This is a genomic window from Veillonella sp. CNR 79/14, from assembly GCF_003992185.1.
GTDB lineage: Bacteria > Bacillota > Negativicutes > Veillonellales > Veillonellaceae > F0422.
Genome location: NZ_RQVH01000011.1, coordinates 39462 through 54154, shown reverse-complemented (window position 1 = coordinate 54154; position 14693 = coordinate 39462). Strand labels below are relative to the sequence as shown.

At 40.0% G+C, this 14693-nt stretch carries 9 protein-coding genes; 6 read left to right on the top strand and 3 right to left on the bottom strand.

The features are described 5' to 3' along the window. The 6 genes from EO119_RS08160 to EO119_RS05270 all read left to right on the top strand — a co-directional run. On the top strand, positions 1-312 hold a 312-nt coding region (locus EO119_RS08160), incomplete at its 5' end, for a hypothetical protein (RefSeq protein WP_206168794.1). Positions 313-730: 418 nt separating this feature from the next. Next, positions 731-2920: a nitrilase-related carbon-nitrogen hydrolase gene (locus tag EO119_RS05290; RefSeq protein WP_126940922.1), complete on the top strand. Its 2190-nt coding sequence runs from the start codon at positions 731-733 to the stop codon at positions 2918-2920. A gap of 247 nt (positions 2921-3167) precedes the next feature. Then, the gene (pflB, locus tag EO119_RS05285; protein WP_164725683.1) at positions 3168-5297 is read left to right on the top strand and encodes a formate C-acetyltransferase; all 2130 of its coding nucleotides are present in this window, start codon (positions 3168-3170) and stop codon (positions 5295-5297) included. A 2-nt stretch (positions 5298-5299) separates the two neighbouring features. Further along, complete coding sequence (grcA3, locus tag EO119_RS05280; protein ID WP_126938357.1) at positions 5300-5539, top strand: autonomous glycyl radical cofactor GrcA3; 240 nt, start codon at positions 5300-5302, stop codon at positions 5537-5539. A 6-nt stretch (positions 5540-5545) separates the two neighbouring features. Beyond that, positions 5546-6316 (top strand): pyruvate formate-lyase-activating protein, encoded by a 771-nt coding sequence (gene pflA / locus EO119_RS05275; RefSeq protein ID WP_126940921.1) that lies wholly within the window; start codon positions 5546-5548, stop codon positions 6314-6316. Between the two features lie 380 nt (positions 6317-6696). Then, positions 6697-7878, top strand: a complete 1182-nt coding sequence (locus EO119_RS05270) for a sodium/glutamate symporter (protein ID WP_126940920.1) — start codon at positions 6697-6699, stop codon at positions 7876-7878. 195 nt (positions 7879-8073) lie between these two features. On the opposite strand, the gene EO119_RS05265 is transcribed toward EO119_RS05270, so the two are convergent. Genes EO119_RS05265 through EO119_RS05255 form a run of 3 tightly spaced genes read right to left on the bottom strand, consistent with a single transcriptional unit; the run spans position 8074 to position 14676 of the window. Then, positions 8074-9393 (bottom strand): gluconate:H+ symporter, encoded by a 1320-nt coding sequence (locus EO119_RS05265; RefSeq protein ID WP_009353623.1) that lies wholly within the window; start codon positions 9391-9393, stop codon positions 8074-8076. Positions 9394-9411: 18 nt separating this feature from the next. Next, entirely contained in the window at positions 9412-10965 is a 1554-nt protein-coding gene (locus tag EO119_RS05260; protein WP_126940919.1) for a gluconokinase, read from the bottom strand. A gap of 12 nt (positions 10966-10977) precedes the next feature. Beyond that, complete coding sequence (locus EO119_RS05255) at positions 10978-14676, bottom strand: PolC-type DNA polymerase III (RefSeq protein WP_126940918.1); 3699 nt, start codon at positions 14674-14676, stop codon at positions 10978-10980. Positions 14677-14693: the final 17 nt, after the last annotated feature.

The window sequence follows — 14693 nt, the reverse complement described above, 5'->3', positions numbered from 1 at the left end:
AAAATTCTTATGTGTTTCCGTACCAGTACTGTGGTTTATTTTTTTTATGGATATTTTTTAATGAGATTAACAAAACAACCCCATCAAGTAGTTTCCGTCCCCGTACTGGGGATTATTTTTTATCACAAAAAGTTAACATTGGACATTATATTGGAGGTTTATATTTGTTTCCGTCCCCGTACTGGGGATTATTTTTTATCAAAAGACGCAATGATACACATGGGAATAGATTTTGTGCATGAGTTTCCGTCCCCGTACTGGGGATTATTTTTTATCCCTACCCTCTATTATTATGATAACTACGGCTTTTAAGCCACTAATATCGGCGAAGTCCTCATATACACAACCTGAACTTCTAACATGACACACAAAATTGTCATTTAAGCCATTTCTTATCACATCGGCGGAGATTTATTTATAGCACAAGAATACCATATATCATAGATAACTTGCAAATTTCAAAAACAAAGGATCCTACCACCAAAATATATCAAACCTTACGGATGTGAGGGGTAGCTTGGTTACATGATAAATCCAACCTAATACTCCGTCAAGTTTCATTTCTTATTTTCACTTATAAATATAAATTATTTAATGTTATGGTGAATCTTCGAATAAAATAAAATACATATCCATGTTCACTATCTCCCCACTACAAATCCCCTATAAAATGCTATAATATACTCAACAAGTATCAACACTTTTAATCTATACTATAAAGGAGTTCCCCATGATTCGTATTGCTTTTGGTCAAATTCAGGTGCACCCTGGTGAGCCTGCTACAAACTTTCAATCTATGATGCATGCCATCGACTATGCCAAGGCGGTAAGCACGGATATCCTTATCTTTCCAGAATTGTGCCTCAGCGGTTACATGGTTGGCGACTTGTGGGACCAAGTGCCCTTTGTGAAGGATTGTCTCTATTACGGTGAGGAACTGGTGAAAGCCACAGCAAACACCAACCTTACGATTATCTTTGGCAATATAGGTATTGATGAAAGCCTCCGCAATCTTGACGGTAGTCTTCGCAAGTATAATGCTCTTTATGTAGCATCCAAAGGTAAATTAGTATCTAATCCGTCACAACCGTATCCGTTTACCATAAAAACATTATTGCCATGTTATCGATACTTTAACGAGCCACGGTATTTTACTAGCGCCAATGTAGTGGCGAAAGAGCGCAATTTATCATTGTCGGATATCAATCAGCCTCTCACCCTTTCTACTCGTCAGCGGACTTTCACAATTGCTCCTGTTATCTGTGAAGATAGCTGGGATACGCATTACCCAGATTGCCCCACAAATATTATGATGGAATCGGCAAAAGCGAAAGGCCAGCATATCAATTTAATCGTGAATTGTTCTTCCTCCCCTTACACTATTCACAAGCAAGAACACCGCCACGTGCTTTTTAAAACCCAAGCCAAACGATACAACACACCGATTGCCTATGCAAATCATGTAGGCATTCAAAACAATGGCAAAAATATCTGCATTTATGATGGATGTTCTACTTTGTATGATGTGAACGGTTCTGTTGTGGAAGAAGTACCAGCTTTTGAAAATACAGTACGCCCTACATTATTAAAAGATACCTTGTGGCAACCACTTTCACATACTAACTCTGAACTCTGGGATATTTCCAAAGATAGCACAGCACTTCAACTTTCCTCAGAACATAATACATATGATAAGAATGATACATATCATACAAAGTATTCTCATATACAGGATGCAACTCCTACCTACATCCCTACCCTATTCAAAGCCCTTCAATACGGTATTCGTCAATTTTTAGCACAAACCGGGATTAAAAAGATTGTCATTGGTGCATCTGGTGGTATCGACTCTGCCCTTAATGCTGCTTTGTACAGCACGGTATTACCGCCAGAGAATTTATACTTAGTCAATATGCCAAGCCGTTACAACTCAGATATGACGAAAGATTTGGCCTACCAATTAGCACAGAACATCGGCTGTCATTATGGGATATTCCCTATTGAAGAAGGTGTGAATACCACGGTTGCACAACTAGAAGGTCAGACTTTTACAAAATTTCCTCTAAAGACCTCTGGTCATGTACATAAGCATACACCAGTAGATGATTCTACTATCTCCAATTCTACTACAGATACTATATGTGAATCGCAGCAAACTACTATATACTGTACCGAGCAAACTCATGTAGATACCGACTTAGAAACTACCACATTCTTACAGTTATCCACCCTCGCCAAGGAAAACATCCAAGCCCGTGATCGTTCGTCTCGCATCTTAGCCGGTGTAGCGTCCGCTGTGAACGGGGCTTTCACGTGCAATGGCAATAAAACGGAGTTCACTGTCGGTTATGCTACTATGTACGGTGATTTGGCAGGTTTCCTTGCCGCAACGGGAGATGCATGGAAAACGGATGTGTATGCTCTCGCTCGCTATATGAATGAAACAATCTTTCAACGGGAGGTCATTCCTCAAGGGTCCATCGATGTGATACCGAGTGCTGAATTATCTGACGCACAGGATGTGACACAAGGTCTTGGTGATCCATTGCAATATGAATACCACGACTGCCTATTCCGTGCCTTTGTGGAAGGCACGCCTCATACACTACCTCATCAGCGCTTGACCCCTGAGGATATCTTGTGTGCCTATGAGAAAGGCACATTGGAGCACCTATTAGGATTACCACAACTGGTTTCTCACTATTTCACATCCACAGAGCAGTTTATCAACGACCTCGAACGCTGGTGGAAATCTTTCAACGGCTTAGCGGTGGCAAAACGCATCCAATCTCCGCCACTATTCCTCATCAGTGAACGTGCCTTTGGTACTGACCTAAGTGAAAGCCAATTAAAACCGTATTTCTCACGTACTTACCATATCATTAAAGAGAGAGTTCTATATCACCACACTAAAAAGTGAGTATATTTCTTAATTTTAAAAATATAAATCTATACTATAAGTAACGCTATATACAACTTTGTAATATACCTTATTAGATATCTTACATCCTGTATATAGCGTTATTTAATGTTTGACCATTTACTCATACAGTACTTTCAAAAACGATATAACCTATGCCAAAAATTATATTGTAATGATAATCGTTATAGATTACAATAAAGTTAACCCTATGGGTTGCGTTTTAATGTGTATTTGGAGGTATATTATGCAACAAGCATGGAAAGACTTCAATACAGGTGTATGGGATAAATCCGTGGACGTACGCGATTTTATCCAACGAAACTATGTGCCTTATGTAGGCGATGATTCTTTTCTAGTAGGTCCAACAGAGCGAACTACTAGACTTTGGCAACGGGTATTAGATTTATATGAGGAAGAACGACAAAAAGGTTCTGTTATTGATGCAGATACTGATGTAGCAACTCATATTACGGCGCATGCCCCTGGATATATTATTAAAGAAGATGAACAAATCGTTGGTCTTCAAACTGATTATCCTTTAAAACGTGCCATGTTCCCTTATGGTGGTTTACGAACTGCTAAAAGTGCTATCGAAGAGTATGGTTACAAAATGGATCCAACTCTTGAAGCATTCTTTAAAACTCATCGTAAGACACACAATGACGGTGTATTTGATGTATATACACCTGAGATGCGAGCTGCTCGCTCCGCTCACATTATTACGGGCCTACCTGACGCGTATAGTCGTGGCCGAATTATCGGTGATTATCGCCGTGTAGCCTTATATGGTGTAGATTATTTGATCAAAAATAAAGAAGATCAATTCAACATCACCATGGGCGATATGATGCCAGATGTCATTCGTGACCGCGAAGAAATTCGAGATCAAATCCGTTCTTTAAAAGAGTTAAAAGAAATGGCTGCGTCCTACGGATTTGATATCTCCAAACCTGCTACCGATGTGAAAGAAGCTATCCAATGGCTATACTTTGGCTATTTGGGTGCTATCAAAGAACAAAACGGTGCAGCTATGTCCATCGGACGTAACTCCACTTTCTTAGACATCTATGCAGAACGTGATTTGAAATCTGGTAAATATACAGAAGAACAAATCCAAGAAATGGTGGATCACTTCATTATGAAATTGCGCATGGTTCGTTTTGCACGTATCCATGAATACAACAATTTATTTACTGGTGATCCTGTATGGACAACTGAGTCTATCGGTGGTATGGGCACTGACGGACGTACATTAGTGTCTAAAACGGCATTCCGTGTCCTACATACATTGCAAAACCTTGGTCCTGCTCCTGAACCAAACTTAACAGTACTCTGGTCTCCTTCCCTTCCTGAAGGTTTCAAAAAGTTCTGTGCGAAGCTCTCTATTGCAACATCTTCCATTCAATATGAGAACGACGAAATCATGCGCCCAAATTCTGGCGATGATTACGCCATCGCTTGCTGCGTATCCCCTATGCGTATTGGTAAAGAAATGCAATTCTTTGGCGCTCGCTGTAACTTAGCGAAAGCCTTACTATACGCAATCAATGGTGGCGTAGATGAAAAGCTGAAAAAACAAGTAGGTCCAAAATTCCGCTCTATTACTTCAGAATACCTTGACTTCGACGAAGTCATGGAACGCTTTGAAGATATGACGGAATGGTTAGCAGGTGTATATGTGAATGCTTTAAATATCATTCATTACATGCATGACAAATACGCCTATGAAAAATTGGAAATGGCATTGCATGACCGTAAGGTAACACGTTGGTTTGCCACAGGTATTGCTGGACTTTCCGTAGTAGCCGATTCTTTATCCGCTATTAAATATGCGAAAGTAAAACCTATACGTGATGAAAATGGTATTGCTATTGATTTTGAAATTGAAGGCGAATTCCCTAAATATGGTAATGATGATGATCGTGTAGATGATTTAGCGGCTACGGTAGTATCTGGGTTTATGAATAAAATTCGTAAACATCCAACCTATCGTCAATCCGTACCAACTATGTCACTATTAACCATTACATCCAATGTGGTATATGGTAATGCTACTGGTGCTACTCCTGACGGACGTAAGGCAGGTATTCCATTTGCTCCAGGAGCCAACCCTATGCATGGTCGTGACGAACACGGGGCTATCTCTTCCCTAGCATCTGTTGCTAAAATGCCATGGCGTGATTGTTGCGATGGTATTTCTAATACATTCTCTATTATTCCAGATTCTCTTGGTAAATCCGGAGAGTCTATGGTTACATTAGGCGACTTAGATTTAGACTTAGACCTAGGCAATATTGAACATGCCTTAGCTGATGGTTGTGAAAATCTAGCTTGCCGTGAACCAAATGTTACTTTCCCTGAAGAAAAGGAGTAAATATGACTAACGAACAACAAGTTGATAATTTAGTACAATTGTTAGATGGGTACAGCAAAAAAGGCGGCCACCATTTAAATGTAAACGTATTCAATCGTGAAACATTATTAGATGCTCAAAAACATCCTGAATTGTATCCACAATTGACTATCCGTGTTTCTGGTTACGCTGTTCATTTCAACAAGTTGACAAAAGCTCAACAAGACGAAGTGATCTCCCGTACATTCCATCAATCCATGTAATGCACTATGGTAGGTCGTATTCATTCCATTGAGACCATGGGTACTGTTGATGGCCCAGGCATGCGATTTGTCTTGTTCCTCCAAGGTTGCCCATTGCGATGTGCCTATTGCCATAATCCAGATACTTGGGATCCCTCTACGTATGCCCAAGAGATGACTGTGGCAGATGTGTGGACACAATTTGAAAGGAATCGTGACTTTTATATCACCGGAGGCATTACTGTCACTGGTGGCGAAGCATTGTTGCAACTCCCTTTTATTATCGAACTCTTTACTTTCTTTCATGGAAAGGGAATTCATACTTGTTTAGATACAAGCGGGATTTGCTACACACAAGAACAGGCTAGAGAGTACAAACTGCTTCTTGACGTAACGGATTTAGTCATTCTTGATGTGAAAGAGATCGATTCCTCTATACACGAAACACTAACCGGCAAACCTAATGATGCGGTCCTAGAGTTCGCTAAGTTTATAGACGAGCAGGGTACCGATTTTTGGGTACGCCACGTGGTAGTCCCAACCATCACAGATAATCGCGATCGCTGGTATCGGCTTGGTTTCTTTCTAGGTGCCTTCAAACATTTGAAAGCCGTAGATTGCTTACCTTACCACGTCATGGGGGTTAATAAATATGAAAGTCTTGGCATTTCCTATCGCTTAGATGGAATACCGCCCCTCTCAAAAGCTGACGCACAGCGTGCACTCCGCGTTGTCCTTTCTGGAATACGCGACTACCGCCGAGGTTTATGGTGTCCTCTTAAAACACCAGAAAGTTAAACTCATAATAATACTTTCCTGATCTTTCATAAAAGCGCACTATCCTTCGTGGACAGTGCGCTTTTCTCTATGTTTCTATCGGCATATCTGTATACCTATGTATATCTGTATACATAGGTTTGTCTATATGTGTATATGAATACATATGTGTATCTGTGTTTGTATGTGTATCTGTATATGTGTATATATCTAGTACACTAGCCTATTCTGTTGAAATATTGATATGTATTTCTAATGGATAGCTTTTACATATTAGATGTTTAGTTGTATAATAGGAGGGTATTATTTCAGACTATCTCACTATGATTTTGGTGCAAGTGAATCCTATGCGCACTACTGCACCATCATAGTCTTTTCTACCTAAAGTTAGGAGGCATTTCATGGCATCGTCGTACATGCTACAATTACATCTTGGCGCCGTAGAAACGGTCATACTCTCACTGTTTTCCTTTTTACTGGGAACCTTTATGCACAAGCACATTAACATCTTGCATCGTTGGGCTATCCCAGTGCCTGCTATTGGTGGTTTAACTGTAGCAATAATTGTATTTCTACTACAAATTTCTGGTCTTATACTCATTACTCTGGACAAGGCTGTTCTCGTTCCTGCTATGGTGGCATTCTTCGCCACTATGGGGCTAGTAGCGCCCGTGCAAATTTGTACATCTTCGTTAAAAGCAATCCCTCGCTACTGGGGCATGAGTACTTTGCTTGTGATTATGCAAATCAGCATTGGCTTAGGACTAGCTAGTCTATTTGGATTAGACAAACACTATGCTATTTTATTAGGCTCTTTATCTCTTGAAAGCAGCTACAACTTTGTGTCCGCCTTAGGTCATGACTTAGGGAATGCCTTAAATGGTGAAACTGTGGCACATGGTATCATTGCATTCACTACCATTATTGGTGTGTTCATCGGCGGTCCTATGGGACAATATTTAATCGAAAAGTTCAATCGCTATGAAACAGCACCTCCTCCACCAGATTCACCAGCACCGACACCGGTTGGGATTATCGTCAACTTATTGTTGGTTCTAATCTGTGTCAGCATCGGCATCGGCGGTTCCCACTACTTATTAGATACCTTCGGTTTGCACATTCCTACGTTCATTGTATCCATGTTATTGGCCATTGCTATTCGTAATGGTGGCGTTGCCATGGGCCAAACGTTCATCAATTCTAAAGCTATTACCTTATTTAGTCAAATTAGTATTACTATCTTCTTAACTACTGTGTTCATGAGCGTACCTGTCATCGCATTACGTGCGCTTACAGGACCCATGCTTGTGATTCTTGTGGTACAAGTCATTGCGATTATTCTGTTTACACGATTCATCGTATTCCCTGTGCTATGTAAAGATTACGACGGCGTTGTCATCGGCGCCGCCCTCCTTGGCCACGGCTTAGGTATCACACCAAACACGGTAGCAACCATCGCTACCCTCGGTGGTCGCTACAGAAAATCTGTAAAAGCTTTCCTAGTTGTTCCAATTACAGCTACTGTATTAATCAATGTATTGGGTATCCCTATCTTGCATTGGATCATGCAGTTCTACTGGTAATCTAAGTGTTCACTGATTAGACTTAAAATTGTTTATTAAATATACCCCACCCTACTGCATCAGGTTGGGGTATTTTTGCTATCTACGTATACGAACACACTACTAATACATATATAAAAATAGAGGGCATTGATATATGACTATCGATGTTCCTCTATTTTTGTTATCTATTTACTTGTCATCTCATGATTGTAATTATAAGAATAAATTAATGATTTCTACACCAATTAATCCACATACGGCAATCACTGTTTCTACCATACACCAAGAGCGTAATGTTTGTTTGACAGATAATCCGAAAAACTCTTTAAATAACCAGAATCCTGGGTCATTTGGTGGGCTAAAGAATACAGAACCAGCACCTACTGCAATTACCATCAATTCAGGGCTTACACCTGTTAATGGAATTAACGGCGCCACAATGCCGCCAGCTGTCATAGCTGCCACTGTAGCAGAGCCAACAGCAATACGAATCACCACAGCAATTAACCAAGCTAATACTAATGGAGATACATTCACTTGCATCACTAGTTCACCGATATAGGTACCCACACCGCTATCGATCAATACTTGTTTTAGTGCTCCACCAGCCCCTACAACAAATAGAATCATAGCTACTGTTAAAATCGCTTTTTCAGAAGTAGCCATAATATCTTTCATAGATTTGCCACGAGCGAAGCCAAATGTATAGAAAGCAATAATAATAGAAATTGTCAACGCTACAGAAGGATCACCAATGAAGTTAAGAATGACCATAATGGTAGATGTTTTTGGTAGATTCATCATTTTACCAATAGCTGTAGCGGCCATCAAGATAACTGGTACTAATGCTGTAAAGATAGATACTCCAAAGGATGGCATTTCCTCTTCTGTAAATACCTTATCATTATGAAGACCTTCAGGGATATCTGTTTTAATATCTTTCACAGTATTATACAATAATGGACCTGCCAAAATAACTGTAGGAATACCGATTAAAATGCCATACACCAACGTTAATCCAATGTCTGCATTAAATAATACAGAAATCGCTGTTGGACCTGGATGTGGAGGCAAGAAACCATGTGTCACAGATAAGGCTGCTACCATTGGCATACCTACTTCTAACAATGGAATATCCGCAGATTTAGCAATGGTAAAGATCAAAGGAATCAATAAGACGAAACCAATTTCATAGAATAAAGCAATACCTACAATAAATCCAGTTAAACATACAGCCCATCTTACATTATTACGACCAAACATGTTGATCAATGTAGTTGCAATACGTTGCGCTCCACCGCTATCGGCCATCAATTTACCTAAAATAGCGCCAAAGCCTACTACGATTGTTAAACCACCTAAGGTAGCTCCTAAGCCTTTTTGGATGGTTGGGAAAATTTTGTCAAGCGGCAATCCTTCTCCAAAGGCTAATAATACACAGACCAATAGCAATGATAAAAAGCTATTCATCTTTACTTTTACGATTAGGAAAAATAGTAAAATAATTCCTAATGCAAGAATAACTAATGGCATTTCTAGTCTCCTTTCTAATTACAAACGACTAAATGGATGTTCCTTTTGGAACTGAACAAGACGTGCCAAATCGTCTTTCATATGAGTATACAAACTTTCATAAATAGAGAAAAGTTCTTCATATACGGCTTGATGTTGCTCCTTAGGGTGATAAATACATTCAGGCTGTACTAGCTCTACTGTATCCTTAATATCTGATAAAGTTCCATCAGAAATAAACCCTAACACAGCGGCGCCAAAGGAGGCACCTTCACTATTATTTGGTAGGGTGATATGTTCACCGAATATATCACTCATAATTTGTACCCATAATTCAGATTTAGTGAAAGAACCACTAATGCGGATATCTTTTACCTCTTCAAACTCACGTAATGCATCAAGAACAAACCGTAAGCTATAACAAATCCCTTCCATTGTGGCGCGAATCATGTAAGAGCGACTATGATTTAAGGATAAACCTACGAAAGCACCACGCAGATCAGAGTTCCAATAGGGAGCTCGTTCACCAGTAAAGTATGGCATTAATAACAAGCCACCAGATCCAGCCGGTACATGTCTTGCTTTCATGGTCATTAAATCATAAGGATCCACCGATAATTGTTCCATTTGGGAGCCATGATAATGCAGGATACGATCTCGCATCCAACGCAAAATCATACCACCATTGTTAATAGCTCCACCAGCCACCCACATGGTATCTGTTAAATTATAGCACCAAGTGCGACCTTTAGGATCCATTTGCGGCTTTTCTGTAAGCATGCGTATAGCACCAGATGTACCTATCGTAGCACTTAACTGCCCTTTAGATACAGCGCCAATACCAACATTCACAAGTACTCCATCAGTAGCACCGATGACAACCGGTGTATTCACAGGTAAACCTAAACGTTCTGCTACACCTGCTGCTAACTTACCACTATACGTAGTAGATACTACCTTAGGTAGTTGTTCTTCTTGAATCCCTACATAGTCTAAAATCTCAGAATCCCAAGTTTCTGTAAAGGCATTAAATAAACCAGAACTAGATGCCACTGATTTATCTGTTACCCATTCTCCTGTCATCAACCGGAACATGTAATCTTTAATAGATCCAATATGCGCCATACGAGCAAAGATTTCAGGTTGATTTTCTTTGACCCATATGATTTTAGCCAATGGATAGGATGCATGCAGCGGACAGCCTGTTCTAAAGTAGAATTGTTTACATTGTTCGTCTTGTTCCATACGATGCACGATAGTAGAGCTTCTACTATCTGCCCAAGTAATCATATTCCCTAATAAATCAAAATGTTCATCTTGAGGAATAAAACTATGCATCACTGAGCTCAAAGCAATCCCGGATATAGTGACTAGTTTATATTGTAAATCTTTTACAACTCCCGCAATGACTTCTTCTGCAGCATCATATATTTGTTGAGGATTTTGCTCTGCTCGATCATATTGTGGTGTTTCTAATGGATAAAAAGCATCTCGTACAGCTACAGATTTACCTTGTGCTGTATATGCCATAGCACGCACGCCTGTAGTTCCCACATCAACGCCTATCCATACTGCTTCTCTAACTTCTGACATATATACCTCCTATCATCCAAATAAACTCATTTGCTCATCTTCTGGTAAGTCGCCTAAACAATCTAATTCCACCATGCGATTCGCAATGGTTTGAGACATTTTTGTACGTCTCCGCAAGTCTTTAATAGATAAGAACTCTGCTTGCTCTCGTTCTTCTACGATGGCATCCGCTACCTTTTCGCCTAAACTAGTAACAGCTACAAATGGCGGTAATAAAGAGGTTTCATCTTTAATCATAAACCGTCTTGCTTGAGATTTGTATAACTCTACATTGGCAAATGAGTACCCTCGCTGTTTCATTTCCAAGGATACCTCTAAGGCAGACATTAAATCTTTTTCCTTTGGTGATGCTTCATACTTCGCAGCTAACGCTTTCAACCGTTTAAATTCCTGTTGTTGCTCTTCTAAGGAACCCATCATAATTTTCAAGTCAAAGGCTTTTGCCCGAATAGAAAAATACGATGCATAGAATGCTAATGGATAATTAATCTTGTACCAAGCAATGCGGAATGCCATCATAACATAAGCTACGGCATGGGCCCGTGGGAATAAATAGGAAATCTTTTTACAAGACCCAATAAACCACTCCGGCACTTGGGCTGCTCGCATTTGGTCTTCATAATCTGTTTGGGCAATCCCCTCTTTATTACGCTTTTCAATACCTTTCCCTTTACGCACATTTTCCATAACAGAAAAGGCTACATTATCTGCCACCCCATGGTTGCGCAAAAAGTTCATAATATCATCACGGGTAGAAATAGCTTCATTCAATTTACATGTCCCGGTTTTAATCAAGGTCTGCGCATTATCTACCCATACATTGGTACCATGAGAGAAACCAGAGATCCGCACTAAGTCAGAAAAGGTTTGTGGTTTTGAATCTTCCAGCATAGCCCGTACAAATCCAGTACCTGATTCAGGTACTGCCAAGGTAGCCACTTTATCCCCTTGTAATTGAGCCGGCGTCAAGCCTAATGCTTTCGTTGAGGAGAATAAACTCAATGTGGCGGGGTCATCAAAAGGAATACTCGTAGATGGTATACCCGTCATATCTTCTAACATACGAATGATGGTAGGATCATCATGGCCCAGTATATCTAGTTTGGTCATACGACCTTCAATAGAATGATAGTCAAAGTGTGTGGTAATAATACCACTTTCTTTTTTATTGGCTGGATATTGAACTGGTGTAAAATGATGCACATCCATATCTCGAGGACAAACCATTATGCCCCCTGGATGCTGCCCTGTGGTATTCTTTACTTTTGTAAAGCCTGTAGATAACTTTTCAATAAAACCTCGTCGTTTTTGTAAGTCATTCACATCTGCATATTTGTAGGCATAGCCAATCGCTGTTTTATCCGCAATAGTACCGATAGTTCCAGCTCTAAATACATTGTCTCGTCCAAACAATTCTTCCGTGTATTTATGAGCACGACCTTGGTAATCTCCAGAGAAGTTCAAATCAATATCTGGGACCTTATCCCCATGGAATCCCATAAAAATAGCGAAAGGAATATCGTGACCATTCGCGATGAGTGGCGTACCACACTCAGGACAATTACGACGTGGCAAGTCAAAGCCCCCCGCATATTCCCCTTTCAAATAGAACTCACTCCACTTACACTGTGGACACACATAATGTGGCTCTAATGGATTTACCTCCGTAATATCCGCCATGGTGGCTACAAAGGAGGATCCTACGGAACCACGAGAACCTACTAAGTATCCATCATCTAAAGATTTTTTTACTAGTTTATGGGCAATGTAGTACAACACACCGAAACCATTGCCGATAATACTCTTAAGTTCATAGTCCAATCGATCTTGCACCGTCTTTGGCAAGGGATCTCCATAGATAGACTTTGCTTTTGCATAGCACATATCTTCCAAGGCTTTATCAGCCCCTTCGATTTTTGGTGAATAGGTGCCATTAGGAATAGGTACAATATAATCAATACTTTGCTCTATGGCTCTCGTATTGGTCACTACCACTTTATAGGCATTGTCTTCTCCTAAGTAAGCAAACTCCTCTAGCATTTCATCAGTGGTACGCATATGCTGATCTGCTTTGTCTTTTGCATCTTTCACACCGCTAGCGGTAAGCATGATTTCACGGTACATTTTGTCTTTAGGATCCATATAATGCACATTACCTGTAGCTACTACAGGCATTTGCAAGGTATCCCCTAAACCGACGATACGACAATTAATCTCTTTTAAATCTTCCTCATTTTTTAACAAGCCTTCTTTTATAAAACTCTTGTAATTATCATGAGGTTGAATTTCTAAATAATCATAAAATGTAGCAATTTCCTGCAATTCTTCATCGGTAGCACCGTGAACCATAGCTTGAATCAATTCTCCAGATTTACAAGCCGTTCCTATAAGAATCCCTTCACGATGGTCTTCAATGACAGCTCTTGGCAATCTTGGGTACTCATCAAAATAATTCAAATGGCTAATAGAAATCATCTTGTACAGATTCCGTAAACCTACCATATTTTTTGCAAACATAATAATATGATGTGGTGTCGATTGGTCCTCTTTTTCAATTAAATAGGCCTCTACACCATAGAGAATCTTCACGCCTTTTTCTAAGGAATAGGCCTGTGCCTCTGGGAATGCTTGTACCACCCCATGATCAGTAATGGCTACCGCTGGGTGTCCCCAATCTTTCACACGATTCACAATATCTTTCACTGCTACTAGCGCATTTTTCTCGGACATTTTTGTATGTAAGTGAAGTTCTACTCTGGCTTCCTCGTGAGTATCTGTGCGCTTCGCATTGTCCGTATCCTCCACAGGGCGCACAGAATCCATGTTTAACACATAGTCTCGTACAAATTGCTCATCATAGATGACTTCCCCTTTGATTTGCACCTTCCCAACAGATTTTAAAATTTTTAATAGCTTGGGTCCGTCTTCAGAAGGGCTAGTAAATCGTTTAATTGCCAAGCTATTGTGATTGTCCACTAGATGACCAGTAATAATATACCGTTTTTTAGGCTCCTCACCTTTTTCACGTGCTTTTTGTACAGCCTTACTATCTTCCTTAGGTCGAATTTCTCGTATATCTAAACTGTGAAAGTGTCCCGATATGACAACCTGTTCTCCAGTTCTTACAAAGAAATCATCTGTCTGATGCGTGTCTGCCTCATCAAAAATAGGGCCTAATAACATCCCATCTTCAGTGGTTAGCTTCCGTCTCCGCATAGGATATGAAGAATTACCAGTCACAGTTAAAGTCGGAGTATTAGGACGATCTATGACCACTGGTGCATCATACAAATCATCATAATCCGACGAAGTTTTTATGGTACCATCACGACTCACATAGAGTTCCATTTCATCGAATCGATTCTCTTCATCCATATCCCAATAGATATCGTAATCTGCTACTTCATTAGCCTGTTGTAAAAAAAGATACTCTGCATCTTCCAGAGGGCTATTTCCTAAATCATCTCCAACGACTTGCTCTACGTTTACATTAGGCATACGAGTGAGAATGATTTGGTTCATGAAATCCCCAGTATCTATCACTTCATAGGTACAACCAATAGCATCACAAATCTCTTCTATGCGTTGTTGCACCACGGGATCTAATGTCCCCTTAGCGGGAGAGCCAAATATATGCAATTTTCCATCTTTTAAGTAAAAGTAAAAATCTGTTTTAGATTCTCCTCTTCGTACTAAATGATAGTATTTCATCGTACTACTCCCTTATT

What these genes read in the sequence shown, in the direction of transcription:
- EO119_RS05290 (WP_126940922.1), top strand. Translation starts at nt 731, where the DNA reads ATGATTCGTATTGCTTTTGGTCAAATTCAGGTGCACCCTGGTGAGCCT.
- pflB (WP_164725683.1), top strand. Translation starts at nt 3,168, where the DNA reads ATGCAACAAGCATGGAAAGACTTCAATACAGGTGTATGGGATAAATCC.
- grcA3 (WP_126938357.1), top strand. Translation starts at nt 5,300, where the DNA reads ATGACTAACGAACAACAAGTTGATAATTTAGTACAATTGTTAGATGGG.
- pflA (WP_126940921.1), top strand. Translation starts at nt 5,546, where the DNA reads ATGGTAGGTCGTATTCATTCCATTGAGACCATGGGTACTGTTGATGGC.
- EO119_RS05270 (WP_126940920.1), top strand. Translation starts at nt 6,697, where the DNA reads ATGGCATCGTCGTACATGCTACAATTACATCTTGGCGCCGTAGAAACG.
- EO119_RS05265 (WP_009353623.1), bottom strand. Translation starts at nt 9,393, where the DNA reads ATGCCATTAGTTATTCTTGCATTAGGAATTATTTTACTATTTTTCCTA.
- EO119_RS05260 (WP_126940919.1), bottom strand. Translation starts at nt 10,965, where the DNA reads ATGTCAGAAGTTAGAGAAGCAGTATGGATAGGCGTTGATGTGGGAACT.
- EO119_RS05255 (WP_126940918.1), bottom strand. Translation starts at nt 14,676, where the DNA reads ATGAAATACTATCATTTAGTACGAAGAGGAGAATCTAAAACAGATTTT.